This window comes from Novosphingobium sp. 17-62-19 (assembly GCF_002256775.1).
Taxonomy (GTDB): domain Bacteria; phylum Pseudomonadota; class Alphaproteobacteria; order Sphingomonadales; family Sphingomonadaceae; genus Novosphingobium.
Window position 1 is genome coordinate 26,323 of the sequence record NZ_NCII01000006.1, and the last position, 26,659, is coordinate 52,981.

The window sequence follows — 26,659 nt, forward strand, 5'->3', positions numbered from 1 at the left end:
GCGGAAAACTCTGTAGGCCCCAATACAAATTCAGGGACCGCCACACCGATACGCAGGATTAACCTTGTGCGGATAAACACCGCCAAGAATGAGTTCGACGACCGCCTATCGCCGTGACATCGATGGATTGCGCGCTTTTGCGGTCCTGCCGGTCCTGGCCTTCCATGCAAAGCTGCCTGGTTTTTCCGGCGGCTTCGTCGGCGTGGACGTGTTCTTCGTCATTTCGGGCTTCCTGATAACCGCCATAATCGCACGCGAAATCGATGAGGGCCAGTTCTCCCTGCTGAAATTCTACGAACGTCGCGCACGCCGCATTCTGCCAGCGCTGCTGGTAATGATTGCTGCGGTGCTGGTGTTCGCCACATGGCTCTATTTACCCGCCGATTTTGCAGCCGTGCCACGCTCGGCGCTGATGACGCTGGGCTTTCTCGCCAATGTCTGGTTCTTCACTCAGACCAGCTACTTCGGCGGCCCAGCAGATGCGATGCCCCTTCTGCACTGCTGGTCCCTAGCGGTAGAAGAGCAATTTTACGTGGCCTTTCCAGCAGTGCTCTGGCTTTGCGCCAGAGCCGCCCCGCGCCAGCGATTGACCGCCGTTGCACTGCTCGTACTGGCCAGTTTCGCGCTAGCTGTGTGGAAACAGGCCGATACCGACGGCTTTGCGTTCTATTTGCTCCCGGCCCGCACTTGGGAGCTTTTGGCAGGATCAATGCTGGCGCTGTTTACCACACCGAAGCCCAGCAGCCGCCCCCTGCCGCAAACGCTTGCGCTACTCGGACTGATGCTGATTGTGTGGCCTGTGGCTGCCTATGACCGCACCGCCGTGTTTCCCGGCGTTGCGGCGCTGGCTCCAGTATTGGGCACGGTTCTGCTGATCCGTTTCGCGCAAGGCACGATGGTGGGTTCCCTGCTATCTCTGCCACTGCTGGTCGGCATAGGACTCATCTCCTATTCCCTCTATTTGTGGCACTGGCCGCTTATCGTGTTTGCAGAGTATGTCGCCAATGCTCCGCTTGTCGGCGCACGGCAGGCCGTGGTGGTTGTCGCCAGTTTCATTTTCGCATGGGCCAGTTGGCGATTTGTTGAGCGTCCTTTCCGCAATGCACAGCGTTTCAACCGCCGCCGCATCTTCACCCTCAGCGTCGCAAGCATGGGCGCGATTGCTGCCACCTGTATCGCCGTGCTGTCGCTAGGCGGTTGGTCCACGCGATTCCCCGCACAAGTGACACAAATGGCCGAAGCCGTCACCGACATCAGCCCAAAGCGCGGCACCTGCATCATCGAAAGCGCAGGAGGTGACCATCCCGATTGCGTCCTCGGCGCAAACGTTCCACCAAGCGCAGCGATTTGGGGAGATAGCCACGGCGTAGAACTGGCCTTCGCGTTGGGCGAAAAGCTGCAACGCAGCGGCGCGTCTATCGTCCAGCGCACCCGCGCAAGCTGCGCGCCCGTCATCGGCTACGCGGTGCCATCAGACCCCGGCTGCGCAACAAACAACGTCAACACGCTAGAAACGCTTGTAGTTACCCCCAACATCAAGCGCGTCTACCTTGTCGCGTTCTGGGCAAGTCCTGCTTACAACCAACCCGGCATGATCCGCATGATCGACGGCACAATCGACCGCTTACGGTCAGCAGGCAAACAGGTAGTGCTGATCGGCCCGGTGCCACGCCAACCTTTCGATGTGCCCCGATACCTCGCCCACGCCGCCGCGCGCGGCAAATTTGCCTCAGCGCGTGGGGCAAGCATGGCAATCTATCGCAGCGAAACAGATTGGTTGACATCGCACTATGCCCGCTGGGCAGCCAGAAATGTTGTCATCATAGACCCACTGGCCGTGTTGGGCGAAGGTTATCATTCGCGCCTCACGATTGATGGAAAACCAGCCTATTTCGATTCCCACCACCTCAGCCTGACAGGCGCGAGAGCCGTTATAGCCAGCGCGCATATCGATTAAAGCCAAGGGAAATGGTGCGCCCGACGGGATTCGAACCCATGGCCCCCAGATTAGGAATCTGGTGCTCTATCCTGCTGAGCTACGGGCGCCCGCGTTTCCTTTAGGCAGGCGGGCAGGCGCTGGCAACGCTGTTTGGGCAAATTCAGTTGGCTTCTTCGGGCGGCACCACCGGCACGAGCAATGGCGCAACTGCGATTCCTTCCTCGATCAATTCGCGCGCTTCGTCCGTCGTTGCCTTGCCATGGATCGCCGTTGCGTCTTTTTCGCCATAGTGCATGGCGCGGGCATCTTCGGCGAATTTCTCGCCCACCCACGTTGAGGACTTGATGGCTTCGGCCTGCATCGCCGCCACTGCCTTTAGCATGGCAACAGCCTCAGGTGGGAGCGGAGCATGTGCCATCGCTTGCGGCGCGGTTTCTGGCCTGCTTGTTGGCAGCGACACCTGATTGCCTTTGCGCCCCAGGTTCGGTGCCATCACCGCCTTTGTCACGTCCGGCGATCCACACGTCGGACATGAAACAAGCCCGCGCGCGGTCTGCTCTTCATAGTCGGCCGAGGAGCCAAACCATCCCTCGAAGCGGTGCCCCACTGGCTCGCATTGCAGATCAAAGACAATCATAAGGCTGATCTAGGGATTTCGCGCTTGTTGGCAAGGCTGGGCAACTGGGCACGCACTTCGCCGGTGCGTGCTGGGTCGATCATCGCAAAACCAAGCGAAGTACCTTCCCCGCCATCGTAGGCAACTTCGCCCCACGGATCGACGACCAGCGAATGGCCATAGGTCTCGCGCCCATCCTCATGTCGTCCGCCCTGCGCGGCTGAGATGACCCACGCGCTTGCCTCTACCGCACGCGCACGTTGCATCAGGTGCCAGTGCGCTTTGCCGGTCGGCACAGTAAACGCCGCCGGAATGCGGATTGCATCGCACCGATGCCGCCCCAGTTCCTCGAACAATGCCGGAAAGCGAACGTCGTAGCAGATCGCAAGGCCCAGCTTGCCGACAGGCGTCTCGACCGTCACCACCTGCTCTCCCGGTGTATAGGCCGCAGATTCCCGCCACGTCTCACCCGTTGCCAGGTCGACGTCGAACATGTGGATCTTGTCGTACCGCGCAGCAATCGCGCCGTCGGCATCGATCACAAAGCCACGGTTGGCCCACTTGCCATCTTCGCGCAGTACAGCGAGAGAGCCAAGATCAATCCACAGACCAAACTCTCGCGCTGCCTCACGCACTGCCGCCAGCACAGGGTTTTCGCGTTCTAGCACAATATTTGGCGTAGCCCGGGCGCGGTTCCGATCAAGCAAACCGCACATCTCAGGCGTGAACAGCATCGCTGCGCCTGTATCTGCTGCTTTGCGCGCTGCGTCCACGATGGCAGCCGCGTTGGCCAACGGATCAATGCCGCTCGTCATCTGGAACAGCGCAACCTTCACCGGATCGCGCACAACCTCGCCCGTCACAGGCCGAGCATCATATCCAGCTTGCCTTGCGCATTCAGCGCTGAAAGCTGGTCAGACCCGCCCACGTGAATGCCATCGATGAAGATTGACGGTACCGTCAGATGACCCGGCGCACGCTCCAGCATCTCGGCCTTTTTCGGCCCGCCCATTGTGACGTCGAACTCTTCATAAGTCACGCCTTTGCCATCGAGCAACTGTTTGGCGCGCGAGCAATAGGGGCAGCCCCACTTGGTATAGATTTCGACCTTTGGCGTATTCGACATGGGCACCTCGAAAAGGGGGTCTTGAAATGCGAAATTGGCTAACACACATGGGTTCACGTGTCATGCGCCGCAAGTCGGGCATGGCCATCAAACCGCCGAAGCGGGCGCCGGGTTCCGGGCTCGCCAAGGCAAGTGCAGATTGCTCATGTTGAGGATATTGCCATGAACCGTTTTGATTTTACCCCCTATCGCCGCACCACCGTGGGTTTTGATCGCCTGTTCGATCTGCTCGAACGCCAGGCCCGCGCCAATGCCGGAGACAACTATCCCCCCTTCAATATCGAACGCAGTGGCGATGAATCCTACCGGATCACGCTGGCTGTTGCCGGCTTCAAGGCCGAAGATATCGACATCACAGCGCAGCAGAACCTGCTCGTGGTCAAGGGCCAGAAGCCCGAACCGACCGATCGCGAATATCTCCATGTCGGCATCGCCAACCGCGGTTTTGAGCGTCGGTTTGAACTGGCCGATTTCGTTCGGGTCGAGGCTGCAGACCTTGCCGATGGCCTGCTGACCATCGACCTCGTGCGCGAAGTACCCGAGGCAATGAAGCCCAAGAAGGTGCTGATCGGCGGTCAGAACCAGCTCAAAGTGATCGAAGGCGACAACACCGCTGCCGCCTGATCCGGCGCAAAGTCAAATGGAGGGCGGGCCGGTTTCGGCCTGCCCTTCTGCCGGAAAATCTTGCCTGCGGTATCGTCATACGCTAGAATCATCGACAGAAATTTCGGAGTTTTCAACATCATGGACCACTTTCTGAACGCAACACTGCTCTCAATTGCTTTCAGTAAAGATGTGTCCCATGCCCGCTTCAATTACACTCGCTTCGATTTCCTGGTCCGCACCTGACGGACGATCAGTCCTAAACGATCTGAACGCTTCGTTCGGCACCGAACGTCTCGGCATTGTTGGGCGCAACGGGACCGGAAAATCCACATTGCTTCGGCTGATTGCGGGCGATCTTTCTCCCTCAACTGGGCGGATCACGCGCTTGGGAACAATCTCCGTTCTGCGCCAGATCGTTGCCCGTTCAGCGGGCGAAACCCTTGCAGAGGCGCTTGGCGTTGCCAATGATCTTGCGGTTCTGCGCCGCGCCGAGGCAGGCTTCGCTGATGCGAAAGATATTGAATCCGCTGACTGGACCCTTGAGCAACGCCTCGCCGAAGCTTTTGCCCATGTAAGGCTGTCGGCCAGCCTCGACACGCCAGTCGTTGGCATGTCGGGAGGTGAACTGACAAAGGCAGGTCTTGCTTTTGCAATTCTGGCGAACCCCGATTTTCTGCTTTTGGATGAGCCAACCAACAATCTCGATAGCCGCAGTCGTGACAGTCTGGGTGCGTTCCTTGCCAGTTGGCGCAAGGGTGCGCTGGTCGTGAGCCACGATCGCGTCCTGCTGGAGGGTATGGATGCAATTCTAGAGCTCACTTCATTCGGGGCAACCCGCTATGGAGGCCCCTACAGCCATTACCGCGACCGCAAGGACATGGAACTCGCTACAGCTCAACAAGCGCGCGATAGCGCCGAGCGTGCCCTGAACGAAGTGCGCGACAGCGCGCAAGTCGCGCGTGAACGCAAAGGAAGGCGTGACGGAGTTGGTCAAAACAACGCACGCAAAGGCGGCATTCCGCGCATTCTTCTCGGAGCGCGGCGCGAGCGGGCCGAAAATTCGAGCGGCACCAACGCTCGCCTTGCCGAACGTGAGACAGCCGAGGCTCAATCGAGGCTGATGGAAGCGCGTGCCAGCCTCGAAATCATCGAACCTTTGCGCATCGAACTCGGGTCGACCGGCCTCAGCGGATCACGCAAGGTCATTCAACTCACCAACGTCACGTTTTCGCATCCGGGCCAATCACCACTGTTTTCCGGCCTTGATTTCACCGTCGTCGGCCCTGAGCGTGTTGCCATCATCGGCCCCAACGGTGCCGGAAAGTCCACCCTGATGCACCTGATTGCAGGGCGCCATGCGCCTGATGTCGGCACTGTATCCGTGTCCGTGCCCTTTGCCATGCTGGATCAACACACCGCAATTTTCGATCCTGAACTGAGCATCGTTGCCAACCTCCGGCGGCTACAGCCAGACCTTGATGAAAATGCGGCACGTGCGGCTCTAGCCCGATTCCGTTTTCGCGCATCCGCAGCAGATCAGATTGTTGCTTCGTTAAGCGGAGGCCAAGCTATTCGCGCGGCCTTGGCCTGCGTCCTGTCAACCTCGCCGCCGCCGCTCATTTTGCTGGACGAGCCAACGAACCACCTCGACCTCGAAGCTGTGCAAGCTATCGAGGCAGGTCTTGCCGCCTATGACGGTGCGTTGGTGGCAGTCAGCCATGACGCTGCATTTCTGGAAGCAATTGGCATAACCAGACGTATTTCCCTCGTATGAGAAATCCAGCCTGCCTTACCAGGCCTCAGCCACATCAATCAACGCATCACGGTCAAGGATCGTCACGCGCCCGCCCTTCAGTCCGACCATGCCATTCTCAGCCCAGGCCGAAAGCTGGCGGTTGATCTGTTCGCGTGACATGCCTGCAAAGTTGCCGAGTTCGCCTTGGCTGAGAGCAATTTTGAGCTGATTCTCGTTCCCGGCGCCGTCACCCATCATCAGCCGCAGCAGGAACCGCGCCAACCTTGGCCCAGATGTATAGGCGCGATCTGCCTCGATCACCGCGTTGTTCTGCCGCAACCTGCGCGCCATGGCTTTGAGCAGGCGCAGTGCCAGCCCTTTGTGCTTTTCGATGATGTCGGAAAATGCACCGCGCGTCAGCACCAGTGCTTCGATCGGATCGATCACTTCCACTGTCGCCGAACGCTCACCCCCGTCCAGAAACGCAATTTCCCCCAGCACATGGCCCGGTTCGGCATAGTCGAGAATGATCTCGCGTCCATTCGCCGCAACCATGCTCACGCGGGCCAGCCCTTTGAGCACGATGAACAGGGTAGACCCCTGCTCCCCCTGACTCATCAGCATTTGGCCGGGTTTGAAAGCCCGCACTTGTCCGCGTGCGATGATGTCAGAGAGTTCGGCCTCTTCGCAGTCTGCAAAAAGACTCTGCGCCGTCAGTGCCTCGGCCAGCTTTGCCGCGTCCATCACACAGTCCCCTGAATACTTGCCCTACGTGCTTCCGGGGCAACTAATCAGGGAATACCATCAATGACCAGTGATTTTGCGCACCATCAAACCAGACGCGCCTGCTTCACCGCCGCAGCAATGAAACCGGCAAAAAGCGGGTGCGGTTCAAAAGGCCTGCTTTTCAGCTCAGGATGGAACTGCACACCGATGAACCACGGATGATCGGGGCGCTCGACGATTTCCGGCAGCAGCCCATCGGGAGACATGCCAGAGAACACCAAACCGCCCTTTTCGAGTCGTTCCTTGTAGGCCGCGTTCACTTCATAGCGATGGCGATGCCGCTCGCTGATGTCTGACGTGCCATAGATGTTCGCGACGTGACTGTTGCCAGCAAGCTTTGCTTCGTATGCCCCCAGACGCATCGTGCCGCCCAAATCGCCGCCTTCGGAGCGCTTTTCCAGACCCTCTGACGTCATCCATTCGGTGATAATTCCGACAACCGGCTCCTCAGTAGGACCAAACTCGGTCGACGAGGCATTCGCTATACCTGCCGTGTTGCGAGCGCTTTCGATGCAGGCCATCTGCATCCCAAGGCAAATGCCAAAGAACGGAACATTGCGTTCACGTGCAAACCGCACCGAAGCAATCTTGCCCTCGGTCCCGCGCTCGCCAAAACCACCGGGCACAAGAATGCCATGCATGGGCTCCAGTGCCGCTGCAATCTCGTCGTCGTCCTTTTCAAACAACTCTGCATCAAGCCACTTGATCCGCACTTTTACGCGGTTGGCCATGCCACCATGCGCCAGAGCTTCGTTCAGCGACTTGTACGCATCCTGCAGGCCGACGTACTTACCGACCACGCCGATGGTCACTTCGCCTTCGGGGTTCTGATAACGGTCGACGATGTCGTCCCACACCGCCAGATCCGGTTCAGGCGCAGTCAGGCCGAAGTGACGCAACACTTCTCCGTCCAGTCCTTCAGCGTGATACTGCAGCGGCACCGAATAGATGCTCGATGCATCAAGCGCGGGGATCACGGCCGATTTTCGCACGTTGCAGAACTGGGCGATTTTGGCCCGCTCACTTTCGGGCAGCGGCTTTTCGCAGCGGCACAGCAGAATGTCGGGCTGAATGCCAAGACCGGTCAACTCGCGTACCGAATGCTGGGTCGGCTTCGTCTTCAGCTCACCTGCCGCTGCGATATAGGGCACCAGCGTAACATGGACGAAGCAAGTCTCGTCCCGCTTCTCATTGTGCAGTTGGCGCAGCGCCTCGATGAAGGGCAGACCTTCAATGTCGCCCACCGTTCCGCCGATTTCACAAAGCACGAAGTCCAGATCTTCGGTTTCAGCCTGTGCGAATTCCTTGATCGCATCGGTCACGTGCGGAATCACCTGCACCGTAGCGCCAAGATAGTCCCCACGCCGTTCCTTGGCGATGATGTCGCGATAGATGCGGCCCGACGTGATGTTGTCCGCCTGCCGCGCCGAAACGCCGGTAAAGCGCTCGTAGTGCCCTAGGTCGAGGTCAGTCTCCGCGCCGTCATCGGTCACATAGACTTCGCCGTGCTGATAGGGGCTCATCGTGCCCGGATCGACGTTCAGATAGGGGTCAAACTTGCGGATTCGCACGCGAAATCCACGCGCCTGCAGCAGAGCCGCAAGGCTCGCCGCCATAAGACCTTTGCCGAGCGAGGAGACCACGCCGCCGGTGATAAAAATGTACCGCGCCATGGGAGTTGGGCCTTAGCGTCAGAGGTTGCAATTGCGCAAGCGGTTGCGGCTGTAATCTTTACCGCAATCCACAGGCGTGGTCGAAAACACATTGATCGAACGCAACAAGAGAACCGCCCCGCAACCGTTGAGGAAGCGGGTCGGCCAATTGCATAGTCCGAAAAATATTACTGAGCGGCAGAGCCACCCAAAGGATCGGCTGCCGGAGCTGGTGCAGCAACCGAAGGTGTCACAGCAGGCTGTCCCCCCTGCGCAGGTGCCAGCGGATCAGCCGCAGGTGCATTTTGCACTGGCGCAACACGCTCAAGCGAAGTGTCGATCTCGCGGCTCGATGTCGTGCCCACGGCCAGCGCCGCCAGCGTGATGCTCAACACCACGAATGCCGTAGCCAGAATCGTCGTCATCCGCGTCATGAAATCAGCTGCGCCGCGTGCAGACATGAACCCGGCCGGGCTTCCACCCACGCCAAGGCCGCCGCCTTCGGACTTCTGCATCAGGATCACGATCACAAGCAGCGCCGCAACGATTGCCTGGACCACGGTGAGGAAAATGAACAGCGACATGAATCTCTACCCTTCGCGCCGATGAGCGCAGGAATTTCCGGCCATGTAGGCGCGAGAACGCTTCGGCGCAACCCGGAGGATGCGCTAGAGGTTATCAGGCCTCACCAGTGCCTGCCGCAGCAACTATCGGCAGGAACGCCTCGGCCGTCAGGCTCGCGCCGCCAACCAGTGCGCCGCTTACGCCGTCTGCCGCCAGCAATTCCGCAGCATTCCCTGCGTTGACCGACCCGCCATAAAGAATGCGCACTTTCGCGCCGCTTTCCCCGTAAAGCGCCAGCAAGCGCTCGCGGATGGCGGCGTGCATCGCAACAACATCGGAAACGGCTGCAACACGCCCCGTCCCGATGGCCCATACCGGCTCATAAGCTACCGCGACCTTGCCCGCGGCAACTGCTTCACCAGCCATCTCGGCATCGGGAAGCGAACCATCAATCTGACCGGAAACGACTGCCTCAGCCTTGGCGGCATCGCGTTCGTCCAGCGTCTCGCCCACACACACGATGATGCCAAGCCCTGCGGAAAGGGCCGCTTCAGCCTTGGCTTTCACCACAGCATCGCTCTCGTTGTGGTCCTTGCGCCGCTCGCTGTGCCCCACGATCACCACGTCCGCGCCAGTATCCACCAGCATCGGCGCGGAAACATCACCCGTATGGGCACCCTTGGCCTGCGCGTGACAATCTTGCCCGCCGACCCCCATAGCCGTCACGGCCTCGCGCAGCGCGCCGATCAGCGTGAACGGCGGGGCAAGCGCCACCTGCACATCGGGATAGCGCGCTGCAGCCCGGTCAATCGCACGGGCTTCGGCCAGCATGGCGCGGCTCCCGTTCATCTTCCAGTTGCCAACGATGTATGGACGATGCGGCATGATCAGCCCGTTCCCCTGTTATACCCTGCCAAGACCTCTGCCGAATAGCAGAGTCTCGAAACATTCAAATTGGGCCGATTTAGCCCTGAGTCGCCGGGCGGCTATCAAACCCTGAGTGATTCTGCAAAACACCTGATCGCATAAGTGCTTAAACAACACGGTGCGCAGTCGCACATCAATCGCGTCATATTGCCGTCACACCACCCCACCGTGACATCTGGAGCGTCCAGACCCATTGCGGGATTTGCGTTTGGCTCCTAAGGCATCGGCAAATTGTCATTCGGCGCCCTTGGGTGCCCTGAAAAAGAGACGAACACCCGCAAATGCTCGGTTTCTTCCGCTCGTTCCTCAAGTCCCGCATCGGCGTCGTCGTTGCGCTCCTGTTCCTCGGCCTGATCGCGCTCGCCTTTGCCAGCGCCGATGTCACCGGCAGCGGCTTCGGCGGTATTGCCGGAGGTGATCGCGCCGCCAAGGTTGGCTCCAGCCGCCTTGGAACCGCCGAACTGGCCAAAGCACTGACCAACGCGTTTGAACAGGAACGCCAGCGCCAGCCGGGCCTGACGATGAAGCAGTTCCTCGATGCAGGCGGGATGGATACAATCATCACCGGGCTGACCGATCGCCTGGCCATGGCCGAATGGGGCAAGCGCCATGGCATGGTGGCAAGCAACCGTCTGGTTGATAGCGAAATCGTGAAAATTCAGGCATTCCAAGGCGTTGATGGCAAGTTCAGCCAGACCACCTATGAACAGCTTCTCGCCCAGCGCGGCTTGACTGACAAGGAAGTGCGCAAGGATCTGGGGCAAGGCTTGCTCGCCCGCCAGCTTCTTCTGCCCGCCGCGTTCGGCGCACAAATGGCTGATGAATCGGTGCAGCGCTACGCCGCGCTCCTCACCGAAAAGCGTGTCGGCACCATTGCCACGATCCCGTCGCTGGCCTTCGCCCCGGCCTCACCGCCCGATGCCAACACGCTCACCGCATTCTACAACGCCAACAAGGGCCGCTACATGCAGCCTGAACGGCGCACGATCCGCTATCTCGTTGTCGATGAAGCAAGCCTCAAGACTGTGCCCGCCCCCACCGAGGCAGAGGTGGCGAACCGCTACAAGCTCAATACCGCCGTCTATGCTCCGTCCGAACAGCGCTCGGTCACGCAGGTCATCGTGCCGACCGAAGCCGCCGCCAAGGCGCTCGCCACGGAAGTTGGCAACAGCGGCTCGCTCGAAAGCGCCGCCCGTGCCAAGGGTCTCGTCCCCAGCAAGCTGGAAAACCAGACCCGCGAAGCGCTCGGCAATCAAACCGCCAAGGCCGTGGCCGACGCCGCCTTTGCCGCTGCGCAAGGCACACTTGCCGCGCCCGCCAAGTCGGGCCTCGGCTGGCATGTGGTCAAGGTTGATGCGGTCAAGCGCAACGTCGGAAAGACGCTCGATCAGGCCCGCCCTGAACTCGTCGCCGCGCTCACGCTCGAAAAGCGCCGCGCCGCCCTGTCCGATCTCGCCGCGCAAGCAGAACAGGAAATCGACAGCGGCACCGGTCTTGCCGACATCGCCAAGACACTGAACCTCACTTTCGCCACCACGCAGCCGCTTGCCGCCGATGGCAGCATCTACGGCAAGCAGGGCGAAAAGGTCGGCGAAGAAGTCGCCCCGCTGGTCCAGGCCGCGTTTGCGATGGAACGTGAAGGCGAAGCGCAACTGGCCGAAATCACGCCGGGTGAAAAGTTCGCCATCTTCGATGTGGGCCAGCTGACCGCCGCCACCCCCGCCCCGCTTGACCAGATCAAGGGCACCGTCACGCGCGATTGGGCCGTCGATCAGGGTTCGGCCAAGGCCAAGGCAGCGGCTGACAAGATCCTCGCGGCGCTCAACAAGGGCACGCCGATGGCCGAAGCGCTCAAGCTGGCTGGCGTCGCCCTGCCCGCAGCGCAGCCCATCGATATGCCGCGCGCCGCGCTTGGCCAGATGCAAGGACAGGTTCCTGCCCCGCTCGCCCTGCTGTTCGCCATGGCCAAGGGCAGCAACAAGCGCCTTGAAGGGCCGGACAAGCAAGGCTGGTATCTGGTGTCGCTCAAGGATATCGTGATCGGCGATGTGAAGCGCGGCGATCAGGTCTTCGCACAGGCTGCCCGCTCCTTCGCGGCTGATGCGGGCGACGAATTGGCCCAGCAACTGCGCGCTGCCATCCGCAAGGACGTTGGCGTTGAACGCAACGAAGCCGGGATCAAGGCCGTCCGCGACCAGCTGACCGGCACCAACGCGCAATAAGCCATGACGACACTGACCGCCGATCCCGCCCCCGAAACCACCGGCGCACAGCTCGAAAACCACGGCCCCGCGCTTGCCCAGCTTTCCGCTGGAAAGCCCGCGCTCGTCTGGCGTAAACTGATCGTCGATACGGAAACGCCTGTCGGCGCAGCGCTCAAGCTGATGGAAAGCGGGCGCGGCGATTTCCTGCTCGAATCCGTGCAGGGCGGCGAAGTGCGCGGCCGTTACAGCCTGCTCGGGATTGACCCGGACCTCGTGTTCCGCGCCACCGGCACCACCGCCGAGATCAACCGCATCTGGCGGCATGACAAGGCCGCATTTGCCCCGCTGCCCGGTGATGCCCTAGCCGAACTGCGCGCGCTCGTCTCCGCCTGCCGGATCGATGTGCCCGCAGCCCTGCCCCCGGCGCTTGCCTGCCTTGTCGGCTATTTCGGCTACGAAACCATCGGCCTCGTCGAAAAGCTCCCGCGCGCCGCGCAAAGCGACCTCGTCCTGCCCGACATGCTGTTCACCCGTCCCACCGTGGTGCTGGTGTTCGATCGCCTGTCTGATGAACTCTTCGCCATCGCCCCCGTCTGGGCCGAAGGCGGCGCACCCTCCCAACTGCTCGAAGCCGCCGCCGAACGCATCGACAATGCCTTGCGCAAACTGGCCAACCCGGTCCCCGCCGACACGCGCCTTTCCGAAAGCGTCGATGTAACCCCGCAGCCGGTCATGCCCGCCGCGAACTACGCGCAGATGGTCATGCGCGCGAAGGACTACATCGAAGCAGGCGACATCTTCCAGGTCGTCCTCGCCCAGCGCTTCACCGCACCCTTCCCGCTGCCGCCCATCGCGCTCTACCGCGCTCTGCGCCGCATCAACCCCTCGCCCTTCCTCTATTTCCTCGACATGCCGGGCTTCGCGCTCACCGGCTCAAGCCCGGAAATCCTCGTCCGCATTCGTGACGGCGAAGTCACCATCCGCCCCATCGCCGGAACCCGCCCCCGCGGCAAAACGCCCGAGGAAGACCGCGCCAACGAACTGAGCCTGCTCGAAGACCCCAAGGAACGCGCCGAACACCTGATGCTGCTTGATCTCGGCCGCAACGATGTCGGCCGCGTGGCCAAGGCAGGCACGGTCAAGGTCACCGAGAGCTACACCGTCGAACGCTACAGCCACGTCATGCACATCGTCTCGAATGTGGTCGGCCAGCTCGACACCACACGCGCCGACAGCGTGGACGCCCTCTTCGCCGGTTTCCCCGCAGGCACCGTCAGCGGCGCCCCCAAAGTCCGCGCCTGCGAAATCATCGCCGAGTTGGAACCCGAAACCCGCGGCGCCTACGCAGGCGGCGTCGGCTACTTCGCCCCCGACGGCTCAGTCGACAGCTGCATCGTCCTGCGCACCGGCGTGGTCAAAGACGGCGTCCTCCACGCCCAAGCCGGCGCAGGCATCGTCGCCGACAGCAACCCCGAATACGAACAGCGCGAATGCGAATTGAAGTCGGGCGCGCTGTTTGCGGCGGCGAGGGAAGCTGTGCGGGTGGCGAGTGAGCCGGAGTATGGGCAGTGAGCAATGTTTTGCCGCTCGAAATGGCAGACATCCAGCATGTCGCGTTCTACAAGCGTGACGAACTCACCACTGACCTGATGTGTTGCGACATCCAGATGGCTTGCGGGCAAACGCTCTGGTTCCACGAAGAAATGCCTCACTGGAACGACGTTGTCGCGCAAATCGAATTGCTGGAAGGCTTTACGCAGGATTGGCGTTCGCACGTCATCCACCCTCCCTTCGCAGAATGTCGCTTCATGGCTTACGAAAAGCTTGCCCAATGATCCTCGTCATCGACAACTACGACAGCTTCACCTGGAACCTCGTCCACTACCTTATGGAGATGGGCGCGGAAGTTGAAGTCGTGCGCAACGATGCGCTCACCGCTGAACAGGCGATCAAGACCGGCGCGCAAGGGTTTCTGCTTTCGCCCGGTCCCTGCACGCCCAACGAAGCGGGCATCAGCCTCGATCTTGTCGGCGCAGCGGCGGATGCCAAGCTGCCGCTGCTCGGCGTGTGCCTCGGCCACCAGTCCATCGGGCAGTATTTCGGCGGCAAGGTCGTGCGCGGCGGGCTGATGCACGGCAAGACCTCGTCCGTCACCCACGATGGCACCGGCGTGTTCGAGGGCCTGCCCAGCCCGTTCATCGCCACGCGCTATCACTCGCTGATCGTGACCGACATTCCCGCCTGCCTCGAAGTCAACGCGCAGTCCGATGACACGCACGTCATGGGCTTCCGCCACACCTCGCTGCCCATCCACGGCGTGCAGTTCCACCCGGAGAGCATCGCCACCGAACACGGCCACGCGATGATCGGCAATTTCCTGAAGCTCTGCGGCATCAACACGCACCCCGTTCCGGCATGACCCTGCCAGACGTAACCCACCCGCTCGATGAGGCTCAGGCCGAACAGGCCTTCGCAGCTGTGCTCGATGGCACCGTGTCGGACGAAGCAATAGCACAGTTCCTCACCGCCCTTTCGGACCGAGGCGAAACAGCCAGCGAAATCGCCGGAGCGGCACGTGCGATGCGCGCACGCATGATCCCGGTCAAAGCGCCTGCCAACGCCATCGACGTCTGCGGCACCGGCGGAGACGGACACCATACGCTCAACGTCTCCACTGCCGTCAGCTTGGTCGTCGCGGCCTGCGGCGTCCCCGTCGCCAAGCACGGCAACCGCGCCGCCAGTTCCAAATCAGGTGCTGCCGACACCCTCGAAGCGCTCGGTCTCAACCTCGATCGCGCCGTGGAAACCGCCGAGGAAACGCTGCACGACCTTGGCATCTGCTTCCTCTTCGCCGCAAAGCACCACCCATCGATGGGCCGCATCATGCCCATCCGCAAAGCGCTGGGCCGGCGCACCATCTTCAACCTGATGGGCCCGCTCGCCAACCCCGCAGGTGTCCGCCGCCAACTCGTCGGCATTGCCCGCCCTGCATACGTGCCGATCTACGCCGACGCCATGAGCCGCCTCGGCACAGATCACAGCATGGTCATCTCGGGCGACGAAGGCCTTGACGAACTGAGCCTGGCAGGCGGCAACGAACTGGCCGAAGTGCGTGGGCATGAAGTCTTCATGCGCCGCGTCACAGCGCAGGACGCAGGCCTGCCCAACGCCCCGGTCGAAGCCTTGCGCGGAGGCGATGCACAATTCAACGCCGCCGCCCTACGCGCCCTTCTCCAGGGCGAAGAAGGCCCCTACCGCAACGCCGTCCTGTTCAACGCCGCCGCCGCGCTGATCGTCGCAGGCGAAGCGCGTGATTGGCACGAGGGCGTGGAAGAAGCCGCCGAAGCCATCGACAAAGGCCTCGCCAACACGCTGCTCAACTGCTGGATCGTGGCGCTCGCATAACGTCAGCTACTAAATGTATCGTCACCCCGGGCTTGACCCGGGGTCCCGCTTTCTTTGCAACGCTCCCGAAAAAGCGGGACCCCGGATCAAGCCCGGGGTGACGGCAAAAAGTAAAGTTTTGTGCAGCGGTCAAAGTAAATGCAGTGCCCGCAATCTCACTCGACACGTTGCCCAAAACCTCGCTAAGGCACGCTCGCAATGACCGACATGCTCACCGAAATCTGCGACACCAAGCGCAGCGAAGTCACCGCCCGCAAGGCCGCAATCTCCCTTGCTGGCCTCGCCGCCCGCGCCAGCGAACAAAGCGCCCCGCGCGGCTTTGAAGCAGCGCTGCGCGCAAAGGCCGCCACCGGCTACGCCCTGATCGCCGAGATCAAGAAAGCCAGCCCCTCAAAAGGCCTGATCCGCGCCGATTTCAGCCCCGCAGATCACGCCCGCGCCTATCAGGCAGGCGGGGCAACCTGCCTCTCGATCCTCACCGACGCCCCTTATTTCCAAGGGCATGAGGACTACCTGATCGAAGCCCGCGCGGCCTGCACCCTGCCGGTCATCCGCAAGGACTTCATGGTCGATCCGTGGCAGTGCGCCGAAGCGCGTGCCATCGGTGCCGACGCCATCCTGATCATCGCCGCCTGCCTGTCAGACGCGCAAATGGCTGAAATTGAAGCCGCCGCCCGCGAACAGGGCATGGACGCGCTGGTCGAAGTCCACAACGAAGAGGAGATGGAGCGCGCCGCACGCCTCAAATCCCGCCTGATCGGCGTGAACAACCGCGATCTGAAGCGCTTCGTCACCGACCTCGGCACCACAGAACGCCTCGCCGCGCTCGCTCCCGAAGGCACACTGCTGGTCAGCGAAAGCGGCATCAACACCCACGCTGACCTGCACCGCCTCGAAAAGTGTGGTGCGCGCACTTTCCTTGTCGGTGAAGCTCTGATGCGTCAGGCCGATGTCGAGGCAGCGACGCGCGAACTTCTTTCAGCCACTTGAAACTCAAGACCCGAATTCCTCATTTTTCTTCTTTTGTCACATACAACTTATTGTATTTTTGAAAGAAATTTCAGAGGAAAGCTTTATGACGTCGGGAATTCCAACTTTTGATCTTTCGAGCCCTGCCGTAGTTTGTCCTGAGTGCAAAAAGTGGTTTGCGTCCCAAAGAATTTCATATCTTATTTCGAGAAATGTATTGGTTGATGATGGAATAGAAATTTGCCCCAGATGCTCTCATGTTTTCAAAAGAGAAATTTTTCGAATAACTTACAATAATGGTAATTTCGAATATCATTTCAGCGATATCGCCAACATCCCATCGAATGTAGTTTCTAGGGCGCCCAATTTTGCGAAAAACGGGATATTATATGTATCTCCAAAATTCACATCACAGCCAAAAATATCAAGCGCCGTATGGAAAATTTGGGAATGTAACAAGAATTTATATATTACATCGAGCAGTTTCCCCGAGTTTAAAATTAGCATACACAACTCCGGTCAAGACAATTTGAGTTTCATAAGGAGAGATGCACATCCGGCTCTACGGAATCGAGCGGGTGGTCGACACATATCGTCATCAATTAGAAATGTCTGCCCAATAGGCAAAATGATGAAGATTTTCACAATAGAAATAATATACAATGATTTTTTCTAGCCTGGATGGAATACATGGAGTAAAGGGGCGAAGAAGAGTAGCATTCTAATGCTCGATTCTACAACATCCCAATTCGTGATTGAAGGATTCTATACATCTACACCGCTAGATCGGTATATTTCCACCTGTGGAAATCCTCCACAATATCTATCTGGTAATTTACTTTATTCCTGCCAGCTTCGTGACAATGAGTGGATACATATTTTTGGCGGCAGTATTGATGGACCCATCCATAATTTTGACCCCGAGTTCTCGATAGATCGAAAGACAAAGGATTTCCGCACCACAATAGCGAACCTTGGCTTGGGGAAAACTGAAAAAAATACGCTTTCCGTTCGGCTATGCCATGTAGTCACTCACGCCAGCCTTGCGAATCGCTAACGCTTGCGCCCCAACGTCTGAACCAACTTACCGGTCAAAGCTCCCGCAACACCTGCGCCGGGCGCGTGCGCAACAGGCCGAGCGACCCGCCCACCGCCAGCACCATCACCAGTCCCACGCCTGCGCCCAGCACGCCAAGAATTCGCGGCCAGTCGGGCAACCAGTCGAACTCGAACAGCCACACGACAATCGCCCAGGCAACCGCGCTGCCCAGCCCCAAGGCCAAAGCGCACAGAAGTGCACCTAACAGCACATATTCGGCCATCAACAGCACCAAAAGCTGCCTGCGGCTAGCCCCAAGCACCCTCAGGATCACGTTGTCATAGGTCTTGCGCTCACGCGCCGCCGCGATGGCTCCGGCCAGCACCGCCATGCCTGAAAGCACTGCGACACTCGCCGCCGCCAAGATCGCCGTGCCCATCTGCGACAGGATTTCGCGCGCCTGCCCCAACACCGGCCCGATTTCGATCACCGAGCTTGAGGGCAGCGCCTTCACCAGCCCGCCAAGGATCGCGCGGCGCACCTCGTCGGTTTTTTCCTGCGCGGGCAGGCTGATCGTTGCCGCCAGATTGTGCGGCGCATCGGCAATTGCGTTCGGGCTGAACACCAGCACGTAGTTGAAGCCCATGTTCTCCCAGTCGATCCGTCGGAACGACGCGATCTTCGCGGTGCGCTCAACTCCCAGAATCGAAACGGAAATCTGGTCGCCCAGCTTGAGGCTCAGTGCCTTGGCCAGATCATCGTCCACCGAAACCAGCGGCTCCCCGGCATAGTCCGCCGCCCACCATTCGCCTGCCGTCAGCGCGTTGCCTTGCGGCAACGCATCGGCATAAGTCAGCCCCCTGTCGCCACGCAAAGGCCAAGCGTTTTCAGGTATTTCCTTGAGATCGGCGACCCGCGTCATCGTGCCTTCCGGGCCATAGGCAACGATGCTGCCCCGCAGCGCAGGCACCTTTCGCACCTCGGCCCCCGGCGCGGCGGCCTTTACGATGCCGTCAAACGCCGCGACTTTGCCCTGCGGCAGGTCGAGCACGAAGTAATCCGGTGCCTTGTTCGGCACCCTCTGCGCGATGTTGCCATCAAGGCTGGTCTGCACGCCCGCCAGCAGCACGAAAGCCGATAGCCCGAAGCCCAGCGCGACCACCAGCGCGGACGTTTGCGCGCCCGGTCGGTGCAGGTTCGCCAGCGCCATCCGTGCGATTGCGCCCTTGGGCTTGGGCGCCCGCGCCGCCAGCCGCTGAATACCCCACCCGAGCGCCGAGAGCAGCACGAACAACGCTGCCGCACCGCCCAGAAAACCTGCGGCCAGCAGCTTTTGTGGGGCAGTCAGCACTGCCAGCGCCGCAATCCCGCCAAGCCCCAGCGCGACCGGCAGAACCGCCCCACGCCAGCCACCGGCCAGTGGACTGACCCGCGCACGCATCAGCGCCATCGCCGGAAAGCTTCGTGCACGCATCAAAGGCGGAGCGGCAAAGGTCAGCGCGATCAGCGCGCCATAAGTTGCTGCAATCGCCAGTGCGCGCCAATCCAGCACAAACCCCGCCTCAATCGGCAGCAAGCCCTGCAACGCGCGTCCCAGCAGCGGGGTAACGCTCACTCCCACCACAAGCCCGGCCAGAATTGCCAACGAGGATGCCGCCGCCAGTTGCAGCAGATATATCCGCGCGATGTCACTGCTGGACGCACCAAGGATCTTCAATGTGGCGATGGAACTGCGCCGCGCCTCAAGATAGGAATTCACCCCGTTCCCAATGCCAATCCCGGCAATCGCCAAGGCAGCCAGCGCCACCAGCACCAGAAACTGCCCCATCCGCGAAACGAAGCGGTCCAGACCCGGTGACGCCTTTTCGCGCGTGCGCACCTCGTATCCGGCCAGCGGGAAGCGCTCCTTGATGCTTTCGCCAATCGCCACCGGATTGTCGCCGGAAGGCAGTTTCACGCGCAGCTTCGAACGCACCATCGACCCTGGCTGCACCAGCTTTGAGGCATCTAGTGCCTCCTTGCCGATAATCACCGTCGGCCCGAGCGAGAAGCCCTCAGCCAGCCGGTCCGGCTCTGACCCGATCACGCCGCCCACCGTGAGCACAGCTTCGCCCACTTGCAGGCGGTCACCGATTTTGACGTCAAGACGGTCCGCCACACCCGGCGCAATCCAAGCCGTCATGCCCTGAGGCGCCCCGGCCCGCTTGCCACCTTCCAGCGTAAACCGTCCATAAAGCGGCCATTTCGCGTCCACGGCCTTCAGCTCCACCGGGGTCGTTCGCGTCTCGGCACCCGGCACGCGCGCCATCGCCTGCATCCGCGCGCCTTCGGAAAGCTCTCCCAATGCCGCAATCGCCGCGCGCTCGTCGGCCGCAGGCGCCCGCGCGGCCAGCGTGAACTCCAGATCTGCCCCGAGCATCTCGCGCCCGCGCGTTGCCAGTTCGCGCTCAATCGCGCCGATCAGCGTGCCTATCGATGACAGCGCCGCCGTGCCCAGCACAAGGCACACCAGCAACAACCGCAGCCCCTTGAACCTCCAGTCCACCCCCCGCCGCGCGAGCCGCCAGGCAGCACCCCACGAAAGGTTCATGCGCTCACGCCTGCCACGGCATCGGAAACAATTTGCCCATCGGCCAGCCGCACAATCCGCCCGCATCGCGCGGCCAGCGCCTCGTCGTGCGTCACCATGATAAACGTTGCCCCCGCCTCACCCGCGCGGGCAAACAGCAGGTCGGCCACAGCATCGCCATTGGCATGGTCAAGATTGCCAGTTGGCTCATCGGCAAACAGAATCGCAGGCTTTGGGGCCAGCGCGCGGGCAATTGCCACGCGCTGCTGCTCCCCGCCCGAAAGCTGCGCCGGGTAGTGATGCAGGCGGTGCCCAAGGCCCACCGCGACCAGTTCCGCCTCCGCCCGCGCCATAGCGTCGGCCATGCCCGCTAGCTCCAGCGGCGTTGCCACGTTTTCCAGCGCAGTCATCGTGGGCAGCAGATGGAAGGCCTGTAAAACAATGCCAATGCGTCCACGCCGGGCGGCTGCAAGCCCATCTTCATCCAGTGACGTAAAATCCGCGCCTGCGACATTTAGCGTCCCACCGCTCGCCCGCTCCAGCCCTGACAGGATGGCCAACAGCGACGACTTGCCCGACCCCGATGGCCCCAAAAGCGCGAGCTTCTCCCCTTGGCTGACCGACAGGTCGATGCCACGAAGTATCTCCACCCGCGCCTCCCCGGAGCCGAGCGACAAGGTAAGGGCGGAAGCGGTGATGACCGGGGATGTGGTGTTTGTCACGGGCCTCAAGTGGCATGGATTGGTTGCAGGGTGCAACCGGCACTTGGGTGCGCGCTCGGCCAGATTCAATGCACTGGGCCACCCTTCTTGCCCAACATCCTTCGACAGGCTCAGGATGAGCGGGAGATGGGTTCGGAGTAATCCCACTGCTGCGCTCATGCTGAGCTTGTCGAAGCACGACTGGCAACACCAACCCCTTCGACAAGATCATGGCGAACGGTTATTGCTGGCGGCATGAGAAAGATCGCGCTCCTCTCCGCCCTGCTTCTGGCGGCCTGTTCTTCGGAAGATGCTCCCGAATCAAAGGCTTCTGCTGCTGCACAAGCCGTTGCCAATGCGGCCCCCATCCCGGCTGACGCGCCCGTCATTCTTGCGTTCGGGGATAGCCTCTATGCCGGGTACAACCTGCAACCCGGAGAGGGCTATCCACCCCGCCTGGAAGCCGCGCTCAATGCTGGCGGCACCCCGGCGCGGGTCGTCAATGCGGGCGTTTCGGGTGATACGACATCGGCCGCGCTGCAACGGTTGACCTTCACGCTCGACAATCAGCCAGTGAAGCCTGTTCTGGCACTCGTCGGCCTTGGCGGCAACGACATGCTGCGCGGGCTGCCCCCTGAAGAAACCCGCGCCAACCTCGATTCCATCCTCACCGAATTTGACCGGCGCGGCATTCCGGTCGTGCTCACCGGAATGCTCGCCGCCCCGAACCTTGGCGCGGACTATACCGAGCGCTTCAACCCGATCTGGCCGGATATGGCCAAGAAGCACAAGGCAGGCCTCGTGCCGTTTTTCCTGGCACCGGTACTGGGCAACAGCGCGCTGATGCTGGGTGACAACGTGCATCCCAACGCAGAAGGCGTGAACAAGATCGTCGCTGCCACGCAAACCCAAGTGGCCGATGCGTTGAAGAAGGCAGTTGAGAGCAGGAAATAGCGCTGTCCTACACCGTGCAGCGCTGCCAGAATCGTCCGATGTCCACAAACCGCCCCTCCGCCTTGAAAACCGCAACGTATCCGGCCATTGCAATGCTTCGCCGGGGGCTGAATGGTTTCTCTCTGGACTGTGTAAACTGTGTAAACCTGTTCAGGGAAAAGGCGCGCTGAATGAACGGATTGAGCCATATCGATTCGGCCGGAACTGCCCGCATGGTGGACGTCGGCGGGAAGCCGGAAACACAGCGCGTGGCCATTGCGCGCGGTGTGATCCGCATGAACACGGCAACCTTGCAGGCGGTGCGCGAAGGCAACGGTCCCAAGGGCGATGTTCTGGGCACTGCGCGGATCGCCGGGATCATGGCAGCAAAGAAGACCGGTGACCTTATCCCGCTGTGCCACCCGCTGGCGCTTGATGCGGTAAACATCGACTTTGCTTTTACCCAAAGCGGCGTGGAATGCACCGCCACCGCATCCCTCACCGGACGCACCGGAGTTGAGATGGAAGCGCTGACCGCAGTCTCGGTGGCGCTGCTAACTGTCTATGATATGGCCAAAGCGCTCGACAAGGGAATGGTCATTGAGGGCCTGCGCCTTGTTGAAAAGCGCGGCGGAAAGTCGGGCCCATGGCGCATGGAGGGCGCGTGAGGACACCACCGCTGCCACTTGCCGAAGCGCAGGCGCGATTGCTTGCCCTCGCTCCGGTGTTGCCGATCGAGCACCGCGCAGTAGGCGAATGCCTTGGGTTCTACCTTGCCGAACCGCTGCTTGCCCGCCGTACGCAGCCTGCCGCACCGCTCTCGGCGATGGATGGCTATGCGCTGCGCAGCGCGGATTTGCCTGGACCGTGGTGTGTCATCGGCGAGAGTGCCGCGGGTCATCCGTTTGGCGAAACTGTCGATGCGGGCGAAGCAGTGCGGATCAGCACGGGTGCCATCGTGCCTTCCGGTGCAGACATGGTTCTGGTGCAGGAGGACGCCACGCGCGAGGGCGGCGCGGTGCATCTGACCGGTGAACCGCCCATCCCCCCTGACCGTCATATCCGACCCGCCGGTATGGACTTCGTCGCAGAAGCCGAGTTGATCGCGCTGGGCACACGCGTCGGCCCAGCCCAGATCGCGTTGGCGATTGCAGGTGGGCACAGCCACTTGCCCGTGCGCCGACGGTTAAAGCTGACCGTGATCGACAGTGGTGACGAATTGGTGCTGCCGGGTCATCTGCCAGACCAGCACCAGTTGCCCGCCAGTAACGGCCCGATGCTTTGCGCGATGGCCGCCGCGCTGCCGGTGGAACTGCGCCATCTCGGCCCGATCCCGGACAAGCTCGAAGCTCTGGCTGCGGCGCTGGAAAGTGCAGGCGATGCCGATATTATCGTGACGAGCGGCGGGGCCTCAGTCGGCGACCATGATCTGGTGCGCCCCGCATTGGAAGCCATAGGCGCGTCGATCGACTTCTGGCGGGTGGGCATCAAGCCGGGAAAACCTCTGCTGGTCGCGCGGCGGGGGGAGCAGGTGATCCTTGGGCTTCCTGGCAATCCCGCATCAGCTTTTGTAACGGCTTTCCTGTTTCTGCTGCCACTGCTGCGCGCTGCTCTTGGCGCAAGCGCACCGCTGCCGCGCGCCATTTCAGGTCGGTTGGCAGGGCCGCTGGGGAAAGGTGGAAGCCGTATGGAGTTTCTACGTGGCGCCTGGGACGGGGTCAGCGTTACGCTCGACCCGTTGCAGGATTCCGGTGCATTGTCACCACTGGCGCGTGCGAATGCCCTGATCGTGCGCGAAGCCGGAGCCGAGGAGAAGGCAACGGGAACAGATGTTCCTCTCTACCTGCTCGAAAATGGCGGTATTGCTTGACGCGCTGTTGGAAGTTGCTTATCCGTTCCGCATTCGTTCACTCGCGGAGGAACCGCCAATGTTGACGCGCAAGCAGCATGAACTGCTCACCTTCATCCAGATCCGTCTGGAGGAATCCGGCATTTCCCCCTCGTTTGAGGAAATGAAGGAAGCGCTCGATCTGAAATCGAAGTCTGGTGTCCACCGCCTGATTTCCGCACTGGAAGAACGCGGCTTCATCCGCCGCCTGCCCAACCGTGCCCGTGCGCTGGAAGTGCTGCGCCAGCCTGACAGCTCGGTCAGCAAACCTGCTGCGCCCGTGCGTGAGGCAGCGAATGCCAATACCGCGCTCACACCGCTGCGCAGTGCTGCAAAGGCGACACCAGCCCCGGCGAACGATGTGATCGAATTGCCGCTGCACGGCAAGATCGCGGCGGGTATGCCTATCGAAGCTTTCGAGACTGCGGCCACCCTGCCGGTTCCTGCCGCCTTGCTCGGCGCGGGCGAACACTATGCGCTTGAAGTGTCCGGTGACTCGATGGTTGAAGCCGGGATTTTCGATGGCGATTACGCCCTTGTCCGCAAGACCGATGTTGCCCGCGATGGTGAGATCGTTGTGGCGCTGGTGCGTGGCGAGGAAGCCACGCTCAAGTACCTTCACCGCGAAAAGGGCATGATCCGGCTTGACCCGGCAAATGCAGCCTATGATCCGCAGTTCTACCAGCCAGAGGAAGTGGCGGTACAAGGCAAGCTGGCGGGGCTGCTACGCCGCTATCACTGACCCGTCGGTGATGGCGCCAACGCCGTTCCTGGGCTGACTTGCACTTTCGGATCGCTGTGCCGAGTTTGGTCTGGTGACACTGGCCATCGATACCAACCATGTTGCCCCTGCGTTTCGGCGACGGTGCGGACAGTGCCGGTTGAAAGGTTGATCGTCATGCCGCCGGTTGCGGCCAGTGCGCGGCGATCAGCCTTGAGTAATCGTGGGCGGCACGAGAAAGGCAAACGACGGTCGGCTATCACGATGTCGGCCTTCTCGCAGGCAGCGGCAAGCGCCATCTCATCGATGTAGGCGCGGCTGCGGGATAGCAGGACCGTGAAGCGCCGACCGTTTCGGTTCAGCTTGGCGAGGCAGAAGTCCTCACCGCAACGCGCCCCGCGCCATTCGTCAATCGGGCGCAGGGTTCCTTCCATGCCTGCAAGTTCGAGCAGGTTGTCACGCATGTAATCGCCCCGGCCCATGCGCAGGACGATCAAGTCATTGCCCTCACCCGTCAGGCCGACGTGGTGGCCGTCTCCGGTGACGAGAATATCCGGCGTTGGCGTGAAGATCATGGCGATCACCGCAAGCGTCGCTGGGATCATGCCCCACAAGCGCACTTTACCGGTCCACAACGCGAGCCAGAGCATTCCGGCAATGAACAATGCAAAAGTCCACGGTGCAATAGCCGGCAACATGGTGACCGCGCCCGGCCTGCCTGCAACAAAATGAGCCAGTGCCAGAAGCAGTTCAAGGCTTTTGCCAACCAGCCACCATGCCGGTGCGCCAAGCCCCACGCTGTCGAGCAACAGGGCAAGGCCAATCAGCGGCATCGTCACGAATGTCGTCAATGGGATTGCGATGACATTGGCCAGAGAGCCGTAGATGCCCGCACGGTGAAAGTGGAACAGACCAATGGGCATCAGCGCCAGTTCGATCACCAGACTGGTGGCGAGCAGGAGGATAAGGTTGCGCGCCATGCGAACAAGCGGACCGTGGTGCTCCGCCGTAAGAAATCCCCGAACCGGGGCGGCAGAGTGGAAGGCGATGATAGCAATGACGGCGGCAAAGCTCATCTGAAAGCTCGGACCGACCACCGCCTCAGGCCAGAACAGCATGACCACCAGCGCGCCGACCGCGACCATGCGCAGCGAGAGCGGATCACGGCCCAACGCCAAGGCAATCAGGACCAGCAGTGCACCGATGCATGAGCGGATCGTCGGGACTTCGGAGCCGGTTAGCAAAGTGTAGGCTATGCCTGCCAACGCGCCCATCAGTGCAGCAGCAATCGGCACACGGATGCGCAGCGCGATCCACGGGATGGCAGCAAGCAAGCGCGCGACAAGAAAATAGACCGCACCGACCAGGGCGCTGACGTGGAGGCCACTGATTGAAAGGAGGTGCGTGAGGCCCGCATCGCGCATGGCGTCCTCGTCCGCTTCAGCAATGGCGCCGCGGTCTCCGCTGGCAAGTGCGGCGGCGATCGTGCCGGGCGATCCGCTGAGCTGTGAGCGGACATGGTCTGCCAGAGAACGTTGCACGCCCCGCAAAGTCGTCCCTTGCGTTGCAGGGCGGACAACTGTGACTTCACCCAGCGCGCTGCCGGTAGCGGCAAGGCCGTTGAACCAGGCGGTGCGGGCGAAATCATATGCCCCCGGAAGCATAGGGGCAGCAGGCGGCATAAGCCGGACACGCAGGCGGATCTGTGCGCCGTCCGTGATGGAGGGAATGTCCTTTTCAGCAGGCAGGTTCACCCGGACGCGAACAGGTTCTGGAAAGTCTGGCAAACGGGTGACAAGAAGCAGGCGCACACGAGCCTTGGCAGGCTCCTCTCGCCGCTCAAGCACCCTGCCCTCCAGCGTAAGAACTGCAGGGCGCTCTATACCAGGTTGGCCTAACAGAGCGGACTTGCCCCAGATGGATGCCGTGCCAGCGGCAAACATCACCGCACAGCCGAACAAGGCAACGCGCAAGTGAGGGATGTGACCTTCGTCCAGGCAAATTAGCGATATCAGCGCGATGGCCAGCGCCGTCAGCAGCGACGCGATCCAGTCGGCCTGTGTCGGCAGGGCCACCCACGCCACTATTCCCGCTGCGAAGGCCACCACCAGCCACAGCCCGCGTTCGAACGGGTGGGCGTCGAGGAACCCGTCAACCTGCTCAAGTATGCTGGACAATCGCGCGCGGATGTCCCAATGCCGCGCCTGTCCGGCCGGGGCAGTGCCCGGATCGGCGGCAGGAAATTCTGCCGCAGGTCCATCTGCCGTCGGGGACGCCAT

General features: G+C 61.3%; 23 protein-coding genes and 1 tRNA gene. 13 read left to right on the plus strand and 11 right to left on the minus strand.

The features are described 5' to 3' along the window. Window positions 1-88: 88 nt before the first annotated feature. Window positions 89-1,957, plus strand: a complete 1,869-nt coding sequence (locus B7X90_RS01535) for an acyltransferase family protein (RefSeq protein ID WP_292621046.1) — start codon at window positions 89-91, stop codon at window positions 1,955-1,957. A gap of 12 nt (window positions 1,958-1,969) precedes the next feature. Here B7X90_RS01535 and B7X90_RS01540 read toward each other — a convergent pair. The 4 genes from B7X90_RS01540 to grxC all read right to left on the minus strand — a co-directional run bounded on the left by B7X90_RS01540 (window position 1,970) and on the right by grxC (window position 3,681). Continuing rightward, a tRNA-Arg gene (locus B7X90_RS01540) sits at window positions 1,970-2,046 on the minus strand. Window positions 2,047-2,099: 53 nt separating this feature from the next. After that, window positions 2,100-2,576 (minus strand): DUF1178 family protein, encoded by a 477-nt coding sequence (locus B7X90_RS01545; RefSeq protein WP_292621047.1) that lies wholly within the window; start codon window positions 2,574-2,576, stop codon window positions 2,100-2,102. After that, window positions 2,573-3,370: a carbon-nitrogen hydrolase family protein gene (locus B7X90_RS01550; protein ID WP_292621095.1), complete on the minus strand. Its 798-nt coding sequence runs from the start codon at window positions 3,368-3,370 to the stop codon at window positions 2,573-2,575. Before B7X90_RS01550 ends, B7X90_RS01545 begins: the two co-directional genes overlap by 4 nt. 44 nt (window positions 3,371-3,414) lie before the next feature. Next, complete coding sequence (gene grxC, locus B7X90_RS01555) at window positions 3,415-3,681, minus strand: glutaredoxin 3 (RefSeq protein WP_292621048.1); 267 nt, start codon at window positions 3,679-3,681, stop codon at window positions 3,415-3,417. Between the two features lie 162 nt (window positions 3,682-3,843). Between grxC and B7X90_RS01560 the strand changes: the two genes are divergently transcribed. Both B7X90_RS01560 and B7X90_RS01565 read left to right on the plus strand, forming a co-directional pair. Then, on the plus strand, window positions 3,844-4,305 hold the full coding sequence (locus tag B7X90_RS01560) for an Hsp20 family protein (RefSeq protein ID WP_292621049.1): 462 nt from the start codon (window positions 3,844-3,846) through the stop codon (window positions 4,303-4,305). 178 nt (window positions 4,306-4,483) lie between these two features. Continuing rightward, window positions 4,484-6,061 carry an ABC-F family ATP-binding cassette domain-containing protein gene (locus B7X90_RS01565; RefSeq protein ID WP_292621050.1) on the plus strand — a complete coding sequence of 526 codons (1,578 nt, stop codon included), beginning with the start codon at window positions 4,484-4,486 and terminating at the stop codon, window positions 6,059-6,061. A 15-nt stretch (window positions 6,062-6,076) separates the two neighbouring features. On the opposite strand, the gene B7X90_RS01570 is transcribed toward B7X90_RS01565, so the two are convergent. The 4 genes from B7X90_RS01570 to tpiA all read right to left on the minus strand — a co-directional run bounded on the left by B7X90_RS01570 (window position 6,077) and on the right by tpiA (window position 9,909). After that, window positions 6,077-6,766 (minus strand): Crp/Fnr family transcriptional regulator, encoded by a 690-nt coding sequence (locus B7X90_RS01570; protein WP_292621051.1) that lies wholly within the window; start codon window positions 6,764-6,766, stop codon window positions 6,077-6,079. A gap of 86 nt (window positions 6,767-6,852) precedes the next feature. Next, entirely contained in the window at window positions 6,853-8,481 is a 1,629-nt protein-coding gene (locus B7X90_RS01575; RefSeq protein WP_292621052.1) for a CTP synthase, read from the minus strand. Between the two features lie 167 nt (window positions 8,482-8,648). Next, window positions 8,649-9,038 carry a preprotein translocase subunit SecG gene (secG, locus tag B7X90_RS01580; RefSeq protein WP_292621098.1) on the minus strand — a complete coding sequence of 130 codons (390 nt, stop codon included), beginning with the start codon at window positions 9,036-9,038 and terminating at the stop codon, window positions 8,649-8,651. A gap of 100 nt (window positions 9,039-9,138) precedes the next feature. Further along, window positions 9,139-9,909: a triose-phosphate isomerase gene (tpiA, locus tag B7X90_RS01585; RefSeq protein ID WP_292621053.1), complete on the minus strand. Its 771-nt coding sequence runs from the start codon at window positions 9,907-9,909 to the stop codon at window positions 9,139-9,141. A 323-nt stretch (window positions 9,910-10,232) separates the two neighbouring features. Between tpiA and B7X90_RS01590 the strand changes: the two genes are divergently transcribed. From B7X90_RS01590 to trpC, 6 genes are all read left to right on the plus strand, one after another. Continuing rightward, window positions 10,233-12,173, plus strand: coding sequence for a peptidylprolyl isomerase (locus B7X90_RS01590; protein ID WP_292621054.1), 1,941 nt, complete (start codon window positions 10,233-10,235; stop codon window positions 12,171-12,173). A gap of 3 nt (window positions 12,174-12,176) precedes the next feature. Further along, window positions 12,177-13,727, plus strand: coding sequence for a chorismate-binding protein (locus tag B7X90_RS01595; RefSeq protein ID WP_292621055.1), 1,551 nt, complete (start codon window positions 12,177-12,179; stop codon window positions 13,725-13,727). Then, a complete protein-coding gene (locus B7X90_RS01600) occupies window positions 13,724-13,990 on the plus strand; it encodes a hypothetical protein (RefSeq protein ID WP_292621056.1) in 267 nt (88 codons plus the stop codon). Before B7X90_RS01595 ends, B7X90_RS01600 begins: the two co-directional genes overlap by 4 nt. Then, on the plus strand, window positions 13,987-14,574 hold the full coding sequence (locus B7X90_RS01605) for an aminodeoxychorismate/anthranilate synthase component II (protein WP_292621057.1): 588 nt from the start codon (window positions 13,987-13,989) through the stop codon (window positions 14,572-14,574). Before B7X90_RS01600 ends, B7X90_RS01605 begins: the two co-directional genes overlap by 4 nt. Next, window positions 14,571-15,560: an anthranilate phosphoribosyltransferase gene (gene trpD / locus B7X90_RS01610; RefSeq protein ID WP_292621058.1), complete on the plus strand. Its 990-nt coding sequence runs from the start codon at window positions 14,571-14,573 to the stop codon at window positions 15,558-15,560. The genes B7X90_RS01605 and trpD overlap by 4 nt, the downstream gene beginning before the upstream one ends. 198 nt (window positions 15,561-15,758) lie before the next feature. Continuing rightward, window positions 15,759-16,550, plus strand: coding sequence for an indole-3-glycerol phosphate synthase TrpC (gene trpC, locus B7X90_RS01615; RefSeq protein WP_292621059.1), 792 nt, complete (start codon window positions 15,759-15,761; stop codon window positions 16,548-16,550). A 1,070-nt stretch (window positions 16,551-17,620) separates the two neighbouring features. Here the strand turns inward: trpC and B7X90_RS01620 are convergent. Together B7X90_RS01620 and B7X90_RS01625 are read right to left on the minus strand one after the other, a co-directional pair. Continuing rightward, complete coding sequence (locus B7X90_RS01620) at window positions 17,621-20,158, minus strand: FtsX-like permease family protein (protein WP_292621060.1); 2,538 nt, start codon at window positions 20,156-20,158, stop codon at window positions 17,621-17,623. Beyond that, a complete protein-coding gene (locus B7X90_RS01625; RefSeq protein WP_292621061.1) occupies window positions 20,155-20,859 on the minus strand; it encodes an ABC transporter ATP-binding protein in 705 nt (234 codons plus the stop codon). The genes B7X90_RS01620 and B7X90_RS01625 overlap by 4 nt, the downstream gene beginning before the upstream one ends. 234 nt (window positions 20,860-21,093) lie before the next feature. Here B7X90_RS01625 and B7X90_RS01630 point away from each other — a divergent pair, with 234 nt between their 5' ends. The 4 genes from B7X90_RS01630 (at window position 21,094) to lexA (ending at window position 24,401) form a co-directional block, all read left to right on the plus strand. Beyond that, window positions 21,094-21,792, plus strand: a complete 699-nt coding sequence (locus tag B7X90_RS01630) for an arylesterase (RefSeq protein ID WP_292621062.1) — start codon at window positions 21,094-21,096, stop codon at window positions 21,790-21,792. A gap of 170 nt (window positions 21,793-21,962) precedes the next feature. Further along, window positions 21,963-22,439: a cyclic pyranopterin monophosphate synthase MoaC gene (gene moaC / locus B7X90_RS01635; RefSeq protein WP_292621063.1), complete on the plus strand. Its 477-nt coding sequence runs from the start codon at window positions 21,963-21,965 to the stop codon at window positions 22,437-22,439. After that, the gene (locus B7X90_RS01640; protein WP_292621064.1) at window positions 22,436-23,641 is read left to right on the plus strand and encodes a molybdopterin molybdotransferase MoeA; all 1,206 of its coding nucleotides are present in this window, start codon (window positions 22,436-22,438) and stop codon (window positions 23,639-23,641) included. The genes moaC and B7X90_RS01640 overlap by 4 nt, the downstream gene beginning before the upstream one ends. A gap of 58 nt (window positions 23,642-23,699) precedes the next feature. Then, a complete protein-coding gene (gene lexA / locus B7X90_RS01645; RefSeq protein WP_292621066.1) occupies window positions 23,700-24,401 on the plus strand; it encodes a transcriptional repressor LexA in 702 nt (233 codons plus the stop codon). On the opposite strand, the gene B7X90_RS01650 is transcribed toward lexA, so the two are convergent. Further along, entirely contained in the window at window positions 24,395-26,659 is a 2,265-nt protein-coding gene (locus B7X90_RS01650; RefSeq protein ID WP_292621069.1) for a ComEC/Rec2 family competence protein, read from the minus strand. The two genes, lexA and B7X90_RS01650, sit on opposite strands and share 7 nt — an antisense overlap.

Bases quoted from the DNA above. Each gene is read 5' to 3' on its own strand.
- B7X90_RS01620 (WP_292621060.1), bottom strand. From the start codon at position 20,158: ATGAACCTTTCGTGGGGTGCTGCCTGGCGGCTCGCGCGGCGGGGGGTG.
- B7X90_RS01565 (WP_292621050.1), top strand. From the start codon at position 4,484: ATGCCCGCTTCAATTACACTCGCTTCGATTTCCTGGTCCGCACCTGAC.
- B7X90_RS01560 (WP_292621049.1), top strand. From the start codon at position 3,844: ATGAACCGTTTTGATTTTACCCCCTATCGCCGCACCACCGTGGGTTTT.
- B7X90_RS01630 (WP_292621062.1), top strand. From the start codon at position 21,094: ATGAGAAAGATCGCGCTCCTCTCCGCCCTGCTTCTGGCGGCCTGTTCT.
- B7X90_RS01590 (WP_292621054.1), top strand. From the start codon at position 10,233: ATGCTCGGTTTCTTCCGCTCGTTCCTCAAGTCCCGCATCGGCGTCGTC.
- B7X90_RS01550 (WP_292621095.1), bottom strand. From the start codon at position 3,370: ATGACGAGCGGCATTGATCCGTTGGCCAACGCGGCTGCCATCGTGGAC.
- B7X90_RS01605 (WP_292621057.1), top strand. From the start codon at position 13,987: ATGATCCTCGTCATCGACAACTACGACAGCTTCACCTGGAACCTCGTC.
- B7X90_RS01650 (WP_292621069.1), bottom strand. From the start codon at position 26,659: ATGGCGTCCCCGACGGCAGATGGACCTGCGGCAGAATTTCCTGCCGCC.
- B7X90_RS01535 (WP_292621046.1), top strand. From the start codon at position 89: ATGAGTTCGACGACCGCCTATCGCCGTGACATCGATGGATTGCGCGCT.
- moaC (WP_292621063.1), top strand. From the start codon at position 21,963: ATGAACGGATTGAGCCATATCGATTCGGCCGGAACTGCCCGCATGGTG.
- grxC (WP_292621048.1), bottom strand. From the start codon at position 3,681: ATGTCGAATACGCCAAAGGTCGAAATCTATACCAAGTGGGGCTGCCCC.
- B7X90_RS01575 (WP_292621052.1), bottom strand. From the start codon at position 8,481: ATGGCGCGGTACATTTTTATCACCGGCGGCGTGGTCTCCTCGCTCGGC.
- trpC (WP_292621059.1), top strand. From the start codon at position 15,759: ATGACCGACATGCTCACCGAAATCTGCGACACCAAGCGCAGCGAAGTC.
- tpiA (WP_292621053.1), bottom strand. From the start codon at position 9,909: ATGCCGCATCGTCCATACATCGTTGGCAACTGGAAGATGAACGGGAGC.
- B7X90_RS01570 (WP_292621051.1), bottom strand. From the start codon at position 6,766: ATGGACGCGGCAAAGCTGGCCGAGGCACTGACGGCGCAGAGTCTTTTT.
- B7X90_RS01595 (WP_292621055.1), top strand. From the start codon at position 12,177: ATGACGACACTGACCGCCGATCCCGCCCCCGAAACCACCGGCGCACAG.
- lexA (WP_292621066.1), top strand. From the start codon at position 23,700: ATGTTGACGCGCAAGCAGCATGAACTGCTCACCTTCATCCAGATCCGT.
- trpD (WP_292621058.1), top strand. From the start codon at position 14,571: ATGACCCTGCCAGACGTAACCCACCCGCTCGATGAGGCTCAGGCCGAA.
- B7X90_RS01545 (WP_292621047.1), bottom strand. From the start codon at position 2,576: ATGATTGTCTTTGATCTGCAATGCGAGCCAGTGGGGCACCGCTTCGAG.